The organism is Acidovorax sp. GW458-11-26-14-TSB4 (assembly GCF_059423865.1).
This window is the reverse complement of sequence record NZ_JBWKYR010000003.1, coordinates 324,590-340,464: the sequence shown is the minus strand read 5'-3', so window position 1 is coordinate 340,464 and position 15,875 is coordinate 324,590. Positions and strand designations below refer to the sequence as shown.

18 protein-coding genes are annotated in these 15,875 nt (G+C 57.2%); 11 read left to right on the top strand and 7 right to left on the bottom strand.

Features of this window, described 5'->3' with window-relative positions; translation table 11 throughout:
* The first annotated feature begins 111 nt into the window (after positions 1-111).
* The 6 genes from AC07X5_RS10230 (at position 112) to AC07X5_RS10205 (ending at position 5,273) form a co-directional block, all read left to right on the top strand.
* Positions 112-1,251 (top strand): NAD(P)/FAD-dependent oxidoreductase, encoded by a 1,140-nt coding sequence (locus AC07X5_RS10230; RefSeq protein WP_494770027.1) that lies wholly within the window; start codon positions 112-114, stop codon positions 1,249-1,251.
* Entirely contained in the window at positions 1,235-1,573 is a 339-nt protein-coding gene (locus AC07X5_RS10225; protein ID WP_494770026.1) for a (2Fe-2S)-binding protein, read from the top strand. The genes AC07X5_RS10230 and AC07X5_RS10225 overlap by 17 nt, the downstream gene beginning before the upstream one ends.
* Positions 1,570-2,994, top strand: coding sequence for an FAD-dependent oxidoreductase (locus AC07X5_RS10220; protein WP_494770025.1), 1,425 nt, complete (start codon positions 1,570-1,572; stop codon positions 2,992-2,994). The genes AC07X5_RS10225 and AC07X5_RS10220 overlap by 4 nt, the downstream gene beginning before the upstream one ends.
* Positions 2,995-3,020: 26 nt before the next feature.
* Positions 3,021-3,437 carry a RidA family protein gene (locus AC07X5_RS10215; protein WP_494770097.1) on the top strand — a complete coding sequence of 139 codons (417 nt, stop codon included), beginning with the start codon at positions 3,021-3,023 and terminating at the stop codon, positions 3,435-3,437.
* A 99-nt stretch (positions 3,438-3,536) separates the two neighbouring features.
* On the top strand, positions 3,537-4,652 hold the full coding sequence (locus AC07X5_RS10210) for a DUF4238 domain-containing protein (protein ID WP_494770024.1): 1,116 nt from the start codon (positions 3,537-3,539) through the stop codon (positions 4,650-4,652).
* Between the two features lie 222 nt (positions 4,653-4,874).
* Positions 4,875-5,273 carry a DUF3892 domain-containing protein gene (locus AC07X5_RS10205; RefSeq protein WP_494770023.1) on the top strand — a complete coding sequence of 133 codons (399 nt, stop codon included), beginning with the start codon at positions 4,875-4,877 and terminating at the stop codon, positions 5,271-5,273.
* Positions 5,274-5,353: 80 nt separating this feature from the next.
* Here AC07X5_RS10205 and AC07X5_RS10200 read toward each other — a convergent pair whose 3' ends face one another.
* Complete coding sequence (locus tag AC07X5_RS10200) at positions 5,354-6,151, bottom strand: metallophosphoesterase (protein ID WP_494770022.1); 798 nt, start codon at positions 6,149-6,151, stop codon at positions 5,354-5,356.
* Between the two features lie 513 nt (positions 6,152-6,664).
* On the opposite strand from AC07X5_RS10200, the gene AC07X5_RS10195 reads away from it, so the two are divergent.
* A complete protein-coding gene (locus AC07X5_RS10195; protein WP_494770021.1) occupies positions 6,665-6,976 on the top strand; it encodes a helix-turn-helix domain-containing protein in 312 nt (103 codons plus the stop codon).
* On the opposite strand, the gene AC07X5_RS10190 is transcribed toward AC07X5_RS10195, so the two are convergent.
* The gene (locus tag AC07X5_RS10190) at positions 6,948-7,409 is read right to left on the bottom strand and encodes a hypothetical protein (RefSeq protein WP_494770020.1); all 462 of its coding nucleotides are present in this window, start codon (positions 7,407-7,409) and stop codon (positions 6,948-6,950) included. The genes AC07X5_RS10195 and AC07X5_RS10190 overlap by 29 nt on opposite strands.
* Positions 7,410-7,616: 207 nt before the next feature.
* Between AC07X5_RS10190 and AC07X5_RS10185 the strand changes: the two genes are divergently transcribed.
* Positions 7,617-8,033 carry a helix-turn-helix domain-containing protein gene (locus tag AC07X5_RS10185; RefSeq protein ID WP_494770019.1) on the top strand — a complete coding sequence of 139 codons (417 nt, stop codon included), beginning with the start codon at positions 7,617-7,619 and terminating at the stop codon, positions 8,031-8,033.
* Positions 8,034-8,445: 412 nt separating this feature from the next.
* On the opposite strand, the gene AC07X5_RS10180 is transcribed toward AC07X5_RS10185, so the two are convergent.
* A complete protein-coding gene (locus AC07X5_RS10180) occupies positions 8,446-8,736 on the bottom strand; it encodes an H-NS histone family protein (protein ID WP_494770018.1) in 291 nt (96 codons plus the stop codon).
* Between the two features lie 121 nt (positions 8,737-8,857).
* Here AC07X5_RS10180 and AC07X5_RS10175 point away from each other — a divergent pair, with 121 nt between their 5' ends.
* The 3 genes from AC07X5_RS10175 to AC07X5_RS10165 all read left to right on the top strand — a co-directional run bounded on the left by AC07X5_RS10175 (position 8,858) and on the right by AC07X5_RS10165 (position 10,406).
* Positions 8,858-9,337, top strand: coding sequence for a metallophosphoesterase (locus tag AC07X5_RS10175; protein ID WP_494770017.1), 480 nt, complete (start codon positions 8,858-8,860; stop codon positions 9,335-9,337).
* Positions 9,338-9,511: 174 nt separating this feature from the next.
* Entirely contained in the window at positions 9,512-9,892 is a 381-nt protein-coding gene (locus tag AC07X5_RS10170; protein WP_494770016.1) for a hypothetical protein, read from the top strand.
* A 43-nt stretch (positions 9,893-9,935) separates the two neighbouring features.
* Complete coding sequence (locus tag AC07X5_RS10165) at positions 9,936-10,406, top strand: HAD family hydrolase (protein ID WP_494770015.1); 471 nt, start codon at positions 9,936-9,938, stop codon at positions 10,404-10,406.
* Between the two features lie 130 nt (positions 10,407-10,536).
* Here AC07X5_RS10165 and AC07X5_RS10160 read toward each other — a convergent pair whose 3' ends face one another.
* The 4 genes from AC07X5_RS10160 to AC07X5_RS10145 are packed head-to-tail and all read right to left on the bottom strand — an operon-like array spanning position 10,537 to position 15,752.
* Positions 10,537-11,898 (bottom strand): hypothetical protein, encoded by a 1,362-nt coding sequence (locus AC07X5_RS10160; protein WP_494770014.1) that lies wholly within the window; start codon positions 11,896-11,898, stop codon positions 10,537-10,539.
* A gap of 37 nt (positions 11,899-11,935) precedes the next feature.
* Positions 11,936-12,895: an ATP-binding protein gene (locus AC07X5_RS10155; RefSeq protein ID WP_494770013.1), complete on the bottom strand. Its 960-nt coding sequence runs from the start codon at positions 12,893-12,895 to the stop codon at positions 11,936-11,938.
* Between the two features lie 42 nt (positions 12,896-12,937).
* Positions 12,938-15,028, bottom strand: coding sequence for a hypothetical protein (locus AC07X5_RS10150; protein WP_494770012.1), 2,091 nt, complete (start codon positions 15,026-15,028; stop codon positions 12,938-12,940).
* Complete coding sequence (locus tag AC07X5_RS10145; RefSeq protein WP_494770011.1) at positions 14,997-15,752, bottom strand: hypothetical protein; 756 nt, start codon at positions 15,750-15,752, stop codon at positions 14,997-14,999. The genes AC07X5_RS10150 and AC07X5_RS10145 overlap by 32 nt, the downstream gene beginning before the upstream one ends.
* Positions 15,753-15,875 lie beyond the last annotated feature (123 nt).

The following is a 15,875-nucleotide window of genomic DNA, read 5'->3' as shown; positions in this document are numbered from 1 at the left end:
ACCTGCTTCATTTCAACACCACCCCATGACATATCCCAACGCCCCTGAGCGAGCGCCATGGGCAACTGCGCCCACCCCCGGGAAGCCCCATCCCCCAGCAGGAGACCCGCAGTGAACAACATCCCCTCCAGCAATGCTCTCCCCGACATCGACACCCTGGTGGTGGGCGGTGGCGTGGTGGGCATGTCCATCGCCTACGGCATGGCACGCGCCGGTGACCGGGTCTGCGTGCTGGACGGCGAAGACGAGGCGCTGCGTGCCTCGCGCGGCAACTTCGGACTGGTATGGGTCCAGAACAAGGGCCTGGGCCGCACGCCCTATGCCCTGTGGACCATGCAGGCCGCGCGCGGCTGGCAGGCCCTGGCCACCGAGCTGCAGGACTTGACCGGAACCGACGTGGAGCTGCAGCAGCCCGGCGGCCTGACCATGAGCTTCGACGAAAAGACGCTGCAGGCATCAAGCGCCAAGCTCGACGCACTGGGCCGGGAACTGGGCATCACCTACCCTTACGAGGTCCTGGGCGCCGATCGCCTGCGCCAGATCACCCCAGGAATCGGCCCCGATGTGGTGGGCGCCATCTACTGCCCGCTGGACGGTCACGTGAGCCCGCTGCGCACCCTGCGTGCGCTGGTGCATGCCTACCAGTTGCGTGGCGGGCAGCGCGTTGCAGGTGCCACGGTCGACCGCATCGAATACCGCGGCGGCGAATTCCAGGTTCATGCCGGCGACCGCAGTTGGACGGCCGGCCGTGTGGTGCTGGCCGCCGGCTTGGCCAACCGCGAACTGGCGCCACTGGTAGGACTGAACGCGCCGGTGCGCCCGGTGCGCGGCCAGTTAATGGTGACCGAACGCATGCAGCCATTCCTACACCACCCCTGCCACTTTGTGCGCCAGACGGGCGAAGGCACGGTGCAGATTGGCGATTCGAAGGAAGAGGTGGGCTTGGACGATGGCACCACCATGCCCGAGATGGCGCGTATCGCTGCGCGCGCAGTGCGGTGCTTTCCCATTCTGGCGAGCGCCAACATCGTGCGCACCTGGGGTGCGCTGCGCGTGATGACTCCTGATGGCTACCCCATCTACCAGGAATCGGCACAGTGCCCCGGCGCCTTCGTCGTCACCTGCCACAGCGGCATCACGCTCGCCCCTGCCCATGCCGGCCCCCTGGTGGACTGGATGCGCACGGGCACCGAACCGGCAGAGCTCCGGGGTTTCAAAGCGGAGCGTTTCGACCATGTTCAAACCCATTGATGCCTTGCCGGCGGCCGAGCAGCCGGCCACCCTGTTCATCGAGGTGGAGGGCCGCACCGTGGCGGCCCGCGCCGGCCAGACCCTGGCCACGGCCCTGCTGGGCGCGGGCGTGGTCGCGTTTCGGCACACCCCCGTCTCGGGTGCGCCGCGCGCGCCGCTATGCCTGATGGGCGTGTGCTTCGACTGCCTGCTTGAAGTAGATGGTGCGCAGAACGTGCAGTCGTGCATGGTCGAGGTGCGCCAGGGCATGCAGGTGCGCTTGCCCACTGGGGCGCGCCGCGTGGATTCCACTTTCTCGGATACAGCGGGAGGTGCAGCATGAGCACGGCCCCCCAACCGGTGCACACGCACGACCTGGCCATCATCGGCGCAGGGCCTGCCGGCATGTCCGCCGCCATTACCGCCCAGGCCCTGGGCCTGTCCACCGTGGTGCTCGACGAGCAGCCTCGCGCAGGCGGCCAGATCTATCGCAACGTGACGGTGGCACCGCCCACCGTGGCCCGCCTGCTCGGGCCCGACTATCAGCATGGCGCCAGCCTGGCGCAGCGCTTTGTTGACTGCGGTGCCGAGGTGCACCACAGTGCGCTGGTGTGGGACGTGGCACAGGACCTTACTGTGATGGCCCAGCAGTGGGGCCGTTCGTTCGCGGTGCGCGCGCCCCAGCTGCTGGTGGCCAACGGTGCCATGGAACGCCCCTCGCCCATGCCGGGCTGGACGCTGCCGGGCGTGCTCAACGCCGGTGCTGCGCAGATCGCGATGAAGACTTCGGCTCAGGTGCCCAACGGCCGCGTCGTTTTGGTGGGAGGTGGCCCGCTGCTGCTGCTGGTTGCCTGCCAGCTGCTGCAGGCCGGTGCGCAGGTCGCGGCCATCGTGGACACGTTGCCTGTGGCCAACCGCCGCCGCGCCCTGCCCCACCTGGCCGGCGCCCTGGGCGCGCCCGCGTTGCTGGCCAAGGGCCTGCGCATGCTGTGGCGCTTGCGCCGTGCGGGCGTGCCTATGTACGCCAACGCAACCGAGGTTCGCCTGGAAGGCAGCGACAAGGTCGAGGCCGTGTCCTTCACTGCGGAAAAATTGGCCCATCGGCTGCCCGCTGATGCGGTGCTGCTGCACCACGGCGTGGTGCCCAACACGCAGGTCAGCCGCCTGCTGCGCGTGGAGCATCGCTGGAGCGACGTGCAACTGGCCTGGCACCCGCAGGTCGACGCCTGGGGCCAAACCTCCCTTGCAGGCCTGCGCCTGGCCGGTGACGGTGCGGCGATTGCCGGCGCGCTGGCGGCCGAGTGCAGCGGCGCCATCGCCGCCATCGGCGTGGCCTTGGCGCTGGGCCGCATCGACGCGGCCCGCGCCGACCAGCTGGCCGCGCCGTGGCGTGCACGGTTGGTGGGACAGACGCGCATCCGCCCCTTCCTCGACGCTCTGTACCGCCCGCCGGAGTGGCTAACCGACTGCGCGGACGAGACCATCGTCTGCCGCTGCGAGGAGGTGACGGCCGGCCAGGTGCGCGCCATGGTGCGCCTGGGCTGCGAAGGCCCCAACCAGACCAAGTTCTACAGCCGCTGCGGAATGGGCCCCTGCCAGGGGCGTATGTGCGGCATCACTGTCACGCAGGTGATGGCCCAGGAACTGCAGCGCACGCCCGCCGAGGTGGGCGCCTACCGCATTCGCGCGCCGCTCAAGCCCATCGCCCTGGGCTCGCTGGCCGCCCTGGCCGAGGCACCCGACGCCACCACACCCAAACCTTGACCGATCCATCCTCAGAAACCCACGACATGACCGACTTCACCACCATCCAGCGCACCCACAACAACGCCCGCCTCAGCAAGATCGTGCGCCACGCCGGCCTGGTCTACCTGTGCGGCCAGACCGCCAAGGGCAGCGCCAGCGCCGACGCCGGCATTGCCGAGCAGACGGCCGAGGTACTGGCCCGCGTTGACGCCCTGCTGGCCGAGGCTGGCAGCGACCGCAGCCGCATCCTAACCACCACCATCTACCTGCGCGACATCGCCGCCGACTTCGCGGGTATGAATGCAGTGTGGGAGTCTTGGCTGGCCGACAAGCAGGGCGAACAGGTTACCGCCCCTGCGCGCACGACGGTGCAGGCCGCACTGGCTACGGCCAGCCTGCGTGTTGAGATAACGGTGGTGGCGGCAGAGAATGATCGGCCCGCTGAGCCACAGACCTCTTGACACAACCTTCTCGCGATCGGCGAAGAGTTCTGCCGCAGCAACTCCCAGAAGCGAGTCGATCTCAACATAGCGTCCCATTCAGGGTGGGAATCCAGAAACATGCAGGAGTCCACGGATTCGAAAGGCTCGCCAATGGCCTGGTGTGCTTCGCGGGAAAAGGGGTCGATGGAGCCCACCAGATTAGCCCAGCACACGATCTGGCACATCTCGTTGAGGAAGTTTTCCTTCCGCGCCTGGTGCGGCAAATACAGCAAAATGCTGCGCATGGGATCTGAGGCTCGCCATCATCACTACGTTCCCCAGGGGTACCTGCGAGGCTTCGGGCACAAGAAAGGGAAGAACTGGTTCGTCTTTGCCAACGATCTGGGAACTGGCCGTTCCTATGAGACCAACACGCGTAACGTTTGCGGCGAGCGCGACTTCATGCGATTCGAGTCAGAAGGCCATGCCCCGGATGTGCTGGAAAAAGAGTTGAGCAAGCTCGAGGGCGCGGCTTGCGAGGCCATACGCAATGTTGTGCGGGCCGCGAAGTTCGAATCCGAGGACAAGGTGTTGATCCTGAATCTGATGGCGCTTTTGGCGGTCCGCTCGCCCGAGCGGCGCGAGAGCATGCGTCAGTCGCATGAGACTGTCGCCAAACGACTGCTTGACCTGATTCTTGCGGACAAGGAGCGCTGGGACGCCGAAACAGAAAAACTCGGTGACGCCAACTCCAGCACGGTCTCGTATGAACAAGCCAAGGAGTTTCACGAGCGCGGGGAGTACACCATCCAAGTGAACCGCGAACGACACATCATCAGCGAGTTCGATGTGTTCGATACCGTCTTGCGGCTACTGGGGCGGCGCTTGTGGACCCTTTACACCACCAACGGCGAGCACGGGGATTTTGTCACAACCAATCGCCCGGTGGCGATCTCCTTCAACGAGCCTGAAAAGGTCCCGCTTTTTATGCGGTACAGCCCGGGATTCGGCTTGAAGGAAACCGAGGTCTACTTCCCGCTCACGAAGCATGCTTTCCTCATCGGCCGCTGGGACAAGGGTGGGCACACCGAGGTCGCAACCCAGACTTTCATTGCGGCAGCCAACACCCACATGATGGCCCAATCATACGGACCGGTGTTTTCGGATCGGCGGCAGGTTCTTCATTGCGACGCATCTCCCACCATGCACTGGGATGCCAATTTCATGCGCCGCTTTAACCCGACGCTTCCATAGAGTTCGGCTCACCTTTGCACCGTGGAGGTCTTTGCTTGGATGAGCTCGGAGCCATGCCAGCGCGATCTTCAAACTCAGGCCTGACAACACTACCTATAGTGTCTTGCATACCTGTCGCACACCATATATAGTGTGCGACAGGCAAGACCAGCATGGAAGCGTCCTGTGATTCGAGTTGCCCTCATTCGCTAACGCATGCCTTCAGGGGCTGAAAGGCATCCCATGTCACTTGCTCCCAGCGTCGAAATCAGCTTCATCAAGAAGAACCCCCGCCACGACCCTTTCCATCCCATCCTGTACGTGGGCGGGCGCCTATCTGCCATCTGGCACCAAGATATGCGTACTGCAGCGCAGATGCAGTGGGATGGCACGGTGCGGTTCCATGTGCAAAGTGGTCTGCGGCGCGTCAATGTTTTTGCGGAGTACGGGCCCTCGGGTCTGCTGCATCTGCGCACCGAGCCGGATGGCACGCTCGCAAACAACCTGCTCAGCCTGCCCGAGTTTCCTTTCTTCTACGACTTGCTCCTCGGGGGCACGCCCGCACCGCAGGATACTTTTTCCGGTCTTGGGCTGATTGGTGGAGCGCTCAGAGATCGTGCCTTCGGGCCGATCAACCGCTGAAGGCGCTGGACCGCGCGCCCTGCCCGAAGCGGCAATGGCGTGGCGAAGGGCAAGTAGATTGAGAGCGTCTTCTCGCCTGGTCAGTCCACATCCACGCAGAAATCCACTCGGAACTGCGCATTTCGCATGCGCCCCCCAAGGCGCCCGTAACCTCTGGGATTGGTGACGATCCGCGTCCCCCGCACCAGGTAGTCCAGGCTCTCATGGATGTGACCATGAATCCAAGTCCCGGCCTTCCCCATCAGCGCTTCCAAGTCGCTTGCGTAGCAAGGTGACAAAGGATGTTCCGCGAACTTTGCTGGGATGGATTGGGCATGGGGTGCATGGTGTGTGACTACTACCGTGTTCTCTGGATCGCCCAGACGCAACTGCTCCTCCAGCCAGCGTCTGTTCGCGACATGCCGGAGCCCAGCCATCGCCGGAGCCAGACGTTGCTGATGCTGGCAGTGCAGCTCCGGTGGCAGAGTGACCCCGATGCGCTTGTAGTCACTCATGCGATAGCGCGCCGTGTCCATCGCCATCAGCTTCTCCTCGGCGCCGTGAAGGGCGTAGTCCGTCCATAGCGTGCATCCCAGAAACCGCACACTACCGATCACGACTGCATCGTTCTCCAAGTAGTGGATCTGATGATCCTGGGCCAGTTTGCGCATCACGTCGATGTGCTTGTCCCAATGCTGGCCGTAGAACTCATGGTTGCCGTCCACGTAGATGATGGGCTTGTCTGGGAAGGTCTCTCGAGCCCAGCGCAGCCCACCTGTACCTTCGATGGTGTCGCCCGCCAGAACCACCGCATCGATGGTCTTGAGGAACCCTGCGCTCAGCTGCGGTTTGAAGGGAGACAGGTCCAGGTGCAGATCCGAATAGACAAGCAGATTCATAGAGGTTCCGTTGGAGGTGTCGTATGGACTCAAAGCCAACTCAACGGCGGCGAGGCTTCCTACTGGCCCGGACCAGCGGCGCGAAGCCTGCGCGCTGAATTCGCCCAGACATCCATCGACCTTTAAGCAGGGCTCCAGGTTCGGTCGAAATCACAAACTCTGGTGGCTCATCTCCATCTCTCTTGCCTCTGGCCTGCGAGAAATACACGCGGGTCCCTACCGTCCACCCCATACCTGACGGCAAGGGGATGCGATTGCGACTGTCGATATGCACCCTGCGCGTGGGCTCAGATCGCTTTTTGACGGATCGAGGGTTCAGAGGCATGGAAATCCTTGGGTGATGTCGCAACTCATATTCAGGAACCGGGGTCCGGTTTTGGCGTCGCGGTGTGCAGAAGGTGACGGGATCGCTCCGTGGCCAGCAGCAATGCGGGCGTAGAGGTACCAAATTTCCACCTAAATGCGACTAGTTAGACGTGGTCTTTTTAGTCGCTATCAGCGGAAATCGAGTGGATGCCAACTCGAAAGTCAGATCCGCCAAAAGCTGCCGTCGGTCGTGCGCTCAAGGAGCTGCGCACCGCTCGCGGCTTCACGCAGGAGGATCTGATGTCGTCGATCAGCCGTCGGCACGTTGGACGTCTTGAGCAGGGCGAACAACTTCCCAGCATTGGCATGGTGGAACACCTCGCTGAAGGCCTGCAGGTCCATCCCGTGACCCTCCTGGCCGTGGCATATGCGCGCCGATTTGATGCAGCATCGGTTGAAAAGGTACTGAAGTCGGTGAAATCCGACCTCTCTACACTGCTGCCCGAGGACGCGTCCTAGACTTCTTTGCCCGCTGTGGGTGGCTTGCTTCGTCCATGATGGCTTTGATGCCTGTCAACATGGTCAGCGATTCGTCGTCGTTTGGACGATTGAGCAGCCTGTTCACAATCTCGCGGTCCGCAGCAACGCTCAGGACCATCAGCACTTCGCGCAACTGTTGCATGCTGCCTTCAAAGAGCTCGCCGTTTGCTGGAGGTGAGGGATGGCTCTTTGCCATCAGCAGCAATGCCATGGCAATCGCCGCGTTGGGTGTGCCGTCAGGCTCTTGCGTGACTTCGCCCCACAACATCGCCCGAAGCTGATCGGAAACGCAGACCAGTTGGCTGTCGCTGAGGCTCTTCGGTAGGATTGCGCTCCAGCCACCGGCGTCAAGGATTCCTGCGAGGTCCATCTCACTGAAATGGCCTATCTGTTCTCTGTCTAACTGCAGCATACTCGTCAAATATTTAGGGGACTAGTTGGTCCCATTTGGGACTGAGCGTGCGAAGATAGCTGAACTTCTTGCGCGCAAACACCGTTTGAAACCGGCCGTGCGCAAATGGAAAGTTACCGGTTGTCTTGCAGTCACATGTACGCAACCGAAGCGTTGTCTTGAAACTTTTGCCACCCGCCCTTGACGAGTCGATTGGATCTTTCCCGCTTGGTTGAACTTGACAGCCAGCTTCGCGAATTGGCGAAGCTGCAAGGTGCAAGCACGCCCAGGAGCGGCTGGGTGAAGACTGTGCGCCTGGCACTTGGGATGAACTCCAAGACCTTGGGTCGCCGCATTGGCATTTCTCAGCAGGGAGTCAGGAGGCTTGAGCAGTCGGAAGCTGAAGGCTCGATTTCTCTCAACACGCTGGCCAAGATTGCCGATGGACTGAACTGCGACGTGCGGTACGTTCTGGTCCCCAGGATCAGCTTGGTCGATCAGGTGATGGCGCGCGCCATTGAGCACTCCAAAAGCACAGACCCAATGGGAGCCGGCAGTACACCCATGAACATTGACGGCCAGTCGCTGGTTTTGCTCGCGTCGCTTCTTTCGCGCATCGACAAGCAAGCATTTTGGTCGTCATGACCGATGGCAACTGGCTGCCGACCGACTGCCATCTGTGAATCGCGCCCCCTCAGCTTGGTGGCCAGTTTGCAGAAATTGTCCATGCTGTCCAAAACGCCCGAACTGCGTGTCCAACTCCTACCGGGTGACGTGTCCAGGACAAATTGCTCTCCCTGTCCAAGTGACTCCGAAATATGCAAGCTAGCGTTGTGCGAGTGACAAGCAGAGTGTGCGGCCTGGCGATTTGCCAATCGGCCGGCCTATACCCAATAGGTTGCGGTCGATGACCCGCCTTGCCTATTCAGGCCTTTTTGCCCCAACCTGTTTCTGGTCGATTGCAAACGAGGCCTTGATGAGCAATCGTCGCAATTGCTGCGAGCGAGGCTAAATGAACTATTCCGATAGGCGTGCCGCGTTGCGGCACGCAGGCTTATCACTTGATCTCGAATTGAGCGCGGTCCTTGTTGGCTATCCACAGCGGTGCCTTGCCGCGGCCAGTCCAGGTCGCGCCGGTGCTTGGATCCCGGTACTTCGGCGCTACGGTCGATCCCTTCGACGCGCTCTTCGCACGACCTGCTGGGAAAACGTCGGAGGCAGTCAGTCCGAATTCCTTGACCAGGCCCTGAATCGTGGAAAGCGCTTCGCTGATCTCGGATTTGCGGGCAGCTTCGATCTGAGCTTCGAGGTTTTGTTTTTGAGCGAGGAGTTCTTTGTAGCTTGGCATGTTGGCTTTCAAAAAGGAATAGCGAAATTGGTCCGTCGCGGATTGTGGCGACTGGTCACAAATAGTTCTGTAGGCGAAGTTCGCATGCGCTGCGAAACAGTTGTTCCCTCAATTCCCGATTATGCAGCCTTGTCGCTGTCCCGTTGCACACTCGAAATTGCAAACTGCACTCTCCATGAAAATACTTGTTCTCTCAGAACTTCACGTCGAGTTCGCACCCTTCCGTTCATCGCTTGAATCAGCGGCATCTGCAGATGTGGTGGCGCTCGCCGGCGATATTCACCAGGGAACTATGGCTCCATCGTGGGCTCGCCGGACATTCCCCGACAAACCCATCGTGCTGGTGGCTGGTATCCACGAGTTCTACAACGGCCATTGGGAAAGGACGCCCGCCTCCATTCGACAAGCTTCGTACGCGCATGAGGTGCACTTACTGGAGGACTCCGCTGTCACGATCAGCGGGGTGCGCCTCCAGGGGCCCACTTTGGACCGACTTCGAGTATATCGGCGAGGCGCTTCGCCATGCCGCCCCGCTGGCGGCGCAACGCTGCATGGCCGACTACCGGTTGGTCGAGGGTTGAACCCCGCAGGCCACCGTTGAGTGAACGCCATGCAAGCAAGCCCAGGAGCACGGCTCCCTTCGTCCTGCCCCAGGAGGAGTGGCGTGGGCCTCAGAACCAGCCTCTCCTTGCTCGGATATGGACGCAGCCAGACAGAACTCATCACGCTGGCTCGGCGCCCATGCTGGCGCCGCCAAGAATTGTGAAAGATCCCCATGCATCACCCCATTTTTGGCAATGACCGCCCCGCGCCAGATGTGCAGACGCAACCTCATGTCGAGCTGCAGCACTGGCGCATCTTGCAGCGCGGCAATGGAACATTGCATATCGCCGCGCAGCTCGCGTCCGGATCCTTCAGGCTGACCTCGGCGTTGATCGCCATCGATCTTCAGCGGGCCCTGGTCAGGACGGAGTCCGGTCGCTGCTATCACTTGTCCGTGCCACCGGAAGAGGATGAGTTCCTGCGCAACGTGATAGATGCCTGCGCAGCACGGGAACTGATTGTTGTGTCGAGCGATGCAAGTGACGTCATCTGGGGGGCGGTCTTGGCTGGGAGCTGGCCTGCGCAGGGCACGCTGTTGCCGCCGTTTCAGTAGACTTTTGGACGATGTCCCTTCACCTGGTCGTGCCAGGGGCGCCATGGAGCAAGTTCAATTGCAGGCGGAGCTGCCATTGTCTGGGGATACGAAATTGAGTGGTAAGCCGATCATTGCGCTGGATGGAGACGGCGTGCTTCTGGACTACAGCCTAGCTTACGCGCCGCTGTGGGAGCGTGCTTTTGGATACCGGCCTGTAGAACGAGACAAGGATGCCTACTCTCCACTTGACCGTTGGGCCGTTGAGCGGCTGGAGGGGGAGCGCCTTGCTACGCTGCAGGCGTGTATGGATGAACACTTCTGGTCTACTATGCCGCCTTGCGCTCGCGCTGTGGCGGATTGTCATCGGCTCCACGATGCTGGGTTTGAACTGGTGTGCGTGTCCGCCCTGCCTTTGCAATTCGAAGCTGCGCGGCTGAGGAATCTGCGAGAAGTTGATTTCCCCATTGAACGAGTGATCGCGACGGGAAGCGCAGTCGAAGGAAGAAGCCCGAAGGCGGATGCGCTGGAGTGAAAATTGCAACTGACGGCCGAGGGATGCCCGCTATATCGCTGGTGTGGACGCCCCAAGGCCTCATCTGCGCGGTCGATCGCTGGTAGCCGCACTTCCTAAGCCTAGATGGCGGCGCGATGGCACAGCCATGCTACGCACTCAACCATCTCATGCCCAATGGCCGTTGTCTCAAGTGGTTGGACTCCTGGCCGGGCCGCGGTTCGAGAACAAACATCGATGCAAAATATCTTCCAAACAATCGCTTCAATCCCATCTCATCTAGGCGCGCTCTCATATGAATGACCACTCCATGGGCTTCGTCTCTCCTGGAAATCCAACTCGGGACATATGATATAGGTGCTGGAATATCATTCCAGTCTAGCGCGGTCAATGATGTTCCTCGGCGAAAACTGGCCAGCAAAATCCCAAATAGACCAATTATTTCCAGCTGCAGCAATCGCACATCGGCCGCATGAAAAACCAATATTTCTTGGGTAAAGCGCTTAAACCCAGACTCCCTGGTTCTACGCGAAAGTTGTTGAATTTCTCCCAAGTGAATTCTACGAAAATCTTGCATCAGTCCATAGCAATATAGGGTTTTACACAGGAGTGCCGCGATCGCGCTAGATTGCAAATTTATCGCACAACCACCCGGATCGTGCCCTAACCGCTCCGCAAGACGGCATGCCTCATCGGAAAATGGGCAATTCTCACTTAACCATTTCAGCGTTATCGCCACGCCACTAGCCAAGACATCTTGAGAATAAGGCTCTCGATCCTGGGATATGGGAAATTGCATTTCATCAAACTTCTGCGAGCAAAATTCACCTGCATCGTAAAAGACAACTGCCCGCCGGATGTATCTACTCTCAACTGCTGTAAATCGCCTATATTGATTCAGACTGCTGTTGATGTGATGTACATTTTTGACTTCTGCGGCGGATTTCGCCAGGAAACCACGTCCTTGCGAAAGAGCTGCATCGCTGAAAAAACTGGATCTAGACTCATTAATATCAACCCCCAGCAGAGAATATTCACATTGCGGGCAATACCATGGAAAGTTTCTCGCATTTCGGATTGTAGGCACGATAGGACTACTGCAGTGCGGACATCCCTGAACAAGTCGCTGCGCATGCAACTCACAGTGAGAGACTGCAAGATGCTGATACGTGATGGAATGGTAGCCAAGCTTCAAGCATTGAGGGCAAAACCTGACATCCTCGCATAATGACAGACCGAGCGCACTTGTACCCTTTAAATCCTGGCCACTCAGGCTAGAGAATTCATCTGGCGTGCATCCGATGAACATTGATACCTCCATCGCGTCGCCTGCAGACCAGTTCGAAAACAATGGTCGATCCAGCAAGTGCCATGACGGCAAGCTTTCATCCAATCGATCCAGGTGAACATGAAAAAATGAGGCAGTACGACTATAGAGCGATTCATTCAGCAAGTCTTTGCGAAGCCCTATAGGTGAACAACTAAGCTGTCGCAGGGAAATTGGATTCTTCACAAAATCCCATCCTTTCAAAAAGGTTTCAAATAATATTTTATCGCTTGATGTAATACGCGAGGCTTGAAGTAAAGCCAGTATCCTTCAGAGCCTGAAGCACTGACGCCGTGGAAACCTGTCGGGGATCCTTTTTTTCCGTAATCACTCGATTAAGTACAAGCAACAGAGAGGAGCGAAGCATTTGCATGGGCAAATGCAATCCTTCTGGGATATTGTGCTCCACCATCAGCACCTCCATCGCCTCCTTATACAAAGACGCCCATGCTGACATCCTCCATTCAGTCCCCAAAACTTGAGGCATCAATTGACCGCTGAGAAACCCGTCATCCTCGTTGGGCTCATCAAATGCATCGAGAACCACTTCAATATCATCAATTCCAATCCCATAAAACCAATGGCGCCTGGTGAAAAATCGGCCTATCACTTGCATTCCGTTCGTTTCCTTCCAGCTTTCAGTTGCATTCCCCAGTTCAGGCTGCCCGACAAGCATGAAAAATGGTCGTATATTTAGGTCCTCCAACCCATTAAAGCAGTGAATTAACCAGTTATATTCTTCATATTGCAGATTTTGCGCCTCATCAATCATAATTACGATTGATCGGGAGCCTGCCGAGATCGCCATTTCGGACAAATGCATTAGAAATCGCCGCCATAAAATTGCCACGTCTCGATGTGCTACGGCCATGCATCCGCTCTGAATTAGCCTATCCTGAACGAACGCTCTCTCCTTTCTGGCTATCCGGCCTCCAGATCCTGCAATACTCCATCGCACCACAGCGACCCGATGACCTAGCGACATCGGCAAAAGACTCATGAGATAGCGAGTGGCGAAGCTTTTCCCATTGCACTGCTGCCCCATCACTGCACAACCTCGCGACTGCATCCTCATGGACTCAATGATGAATTGGTTTACCTTCTCAATCTCCGGCGTCCATATGATTTTATCCGGGAGTAAAAACGAAAAATCATCTTCCGAACCGCTCTTCCAATCAATCATTCGATTTCCTTTAATATATTCATTTATAATCCAATATCAGTCTCAACGACCTATACTTGGTCGCGGCTTGAAAATTTTCTTGTCCGCCCTACCGTCTTTCAAAGCTCCTTCTGGAGGAAGGCTTTTGGCAGGTTCTACCTGACTTTTTTGAGGCGCCGCAAGAACAGGCGGCAGCGCCGATTGCACTGATGCAGGTGCCTTTATAGGTAAAACACCAATATCATTTTTAGCCTGCTGAAAACCACGCCATTCGTTGACAGCTTCATTAAGTTCAGGACCAAGCGCTACGAAATTTCGCGTCAGGTATTCCAGAATATAGCTAAGTTGGAGCGCAGCTTTGCGATCTCTTGGTGCTTTCTTGCGCAAGTGTTCAAACAACGCTTCCAACGGGTAGTCATCTGCGCGATCACCCAACTCTCCGAGGCGCTTAAGCCTGCCAAAAATTCTTCTCATCCGCTGATCGTGGGGAAAAGAACTCCAACTTCCAAGCACTTGCGCTACTCCATAGAACCTTCCATCCTCGCGAAATAACATTACTGTTCTTAAATTTCGAAGATCAGGACGTAGTAGCAGCGTCCCTCCTTCCATTGAAAAATCCCTTCCCAATTGTGCACTGCTATACCGCATATACAGATAGTTCACATACGGTCTAACCCCTTTGGCAATATTCCCCTTAACAGCCACACGCACCGGCTGTGAAAAAAAGTAGGGCTTTCGCTTATCAGAGTCGAGGTAGACGGGCTCCAACACACCCGCTTCCAACTGGCGACGAAGCCTTTCGAGGGGTGCGATGTTCCCAGAGGCCGCAGCAGGTGTCACATTCTCATTTCGGCAATACGCGTCGAGCACTTGCAGCAACTCATTGGCTCGAACCAATTTATCAACAGGCACGGCAGCTCGTTTGCGTACTGGGTCCTTCGGCCCGGACCCAGTCGTTCCCGGAAGCTGGTGCAAGACCCTTCGCGCTTGCAGAGAAAATCGACTTTCAATTTCGGCACGCTCCCGCGGTGTCCTGGCCGGACCTAAAATCACCGTCCCTCCGAACAAGCTGGTAACAACACTTTGGACGTGCCCAGCCAAATGTGAAAGCGCGCGGTCCATATGAACCACCGCAGGAAGCGCAAAGCGCAATTTCGACAGTATCACCGAAGGATATCCTGCGCCTTCAAGAAGTGTCTCACCCTCAATTGGCTTTGAAACTTCCGGCGGACCATTCAGTGCATCCCAGAACAATTCTGAAATATCATCCGCAGTTGCCTGCGGAGCAAATATCAGACGCATCGCCAAGTTAGCTCCCGATCCCTTATCGATAAGACGGATCATGAAAAATCGAGCCAACTCCAGTTCTTCCCAGTCGCCAGCGGCACTCGGGATCTCGTACCGTGCAGAAACATCCATGGTAACTTCGTCGAAAGTCCATTCACGGAATTTCGCTACTGGTCGGCTTGCACTACCATCACCCTCTCCATATCGGCTAAGCGATTCCGCCTCAGGCCCATGCTCCAAGCCAACAAATCTATTTGCATTAAGTGGCAGATAAACATTGTCAATCCAGCCACGCAGAGCCTTTCTACCGCGCTCGTTGGTACAGAAAGGATATTCCTCTTCCGTAATTCCTTCGCCCGCACAGATCTTTAAAAACCTCCTGTGGATTGCTCGAAACTCCACCCTGTTCGGACGCGTTGATCTCTTTTTTCCTGGCGCGTTGAGATATTCAGTAAGCGCTCTTGCAATACCAGGCTTATCTGACAGCAACTTGCCAAAAGCGCCAGACCATCCACCTTTCGAACCTGGAGATGCCGAAATGCTTGCTATTCGCTTACGCCCGCCAATGGAACGGCCTGCAACCAAGGCGGACCAGCCATAAATCCTACCATCAGGAGTCAGCTCTCCACATTTATGAAAAATCTTAAAAAATCGCCCTTCACTCATTTTCAGATCTGTTAGAACAACCTCCATAGATGAAAAATTCAAATATTTACTGATCGCACTTTTCAACAGATTGAATCTCTTTTTAACCTCAACATCCAAGCCCTTTTCATCGAATGGCGGCCAGTTTTCTGTATTCAAATAGTACTTAGGCATCTTTGTGCGACCACCTTCAAAGCAATTTGATTTTTGTTTCTTTTCCATAGATGGCCTCATCAATATTTAGATTAATTACTTTCTCGCGATAGAGAAAAATAACGGCGTACTCTGCCTCCAACTGCGCCAAACCCTGCGACTGAAAGCCTTCCAGAACTTCTCGCACGGTCGCGTTTGGCGCATTCTTTAATATTCCTAGAACGTGGCGCATTGCCATCCTATCCAAGACTCTAGGAAGTGACTGAACAAGCTTTTGCCTAATTCGGTCCAAATTGTCCAATAGAATATTGTTTTTTCGAATATCATCAGGCAGACGAAGACAAGGAATAAATCCATGCGCCTTTGCAATCTTTTGAAAATCAGTCCACTTTTTATGGCCTTTCTCATCCATTTTTCGCAAAACCAAATCCCCAACTACTCCTTTCGGAGTTTTCAAAATCAATGAGCATCGAGTGCTGATAATTTTCCCGTGATCAAGAGCCTTGAATGACTCCATGGGTACATGGCACTCCAGGCTTCGACTGAAGCAACTCAAAATCCAGTTTTCGGAATGAAGAACAGTAGGAAAATGCAGCATGCTGCCGCCAAGGAATGGATCAACCATTCGGACTTCTTTGAAATGTCCGTGCCTACGCAATCCTTTCAATCCGCCAAATCGATATAGCTCGATTTCGCTGAAAGCTGAAGCGGTAATTTCAGGCGACTTTGAAACCCCCTCTCCCTGAGGGGCAACGACTGGCGCAAGTGAGCGCGCCGACAGATGTTTGGCCAATGCGGTCTCTATCTCTGCGCACGAGCTTGCCTGCGCTGGCTACCGTGCGCTGTGATCTAGGCTCGATGGGCACCAATCGAGCGGAAAGGGCAGGACCGGGCGGGCTTGACGGCCAGCCAAAGG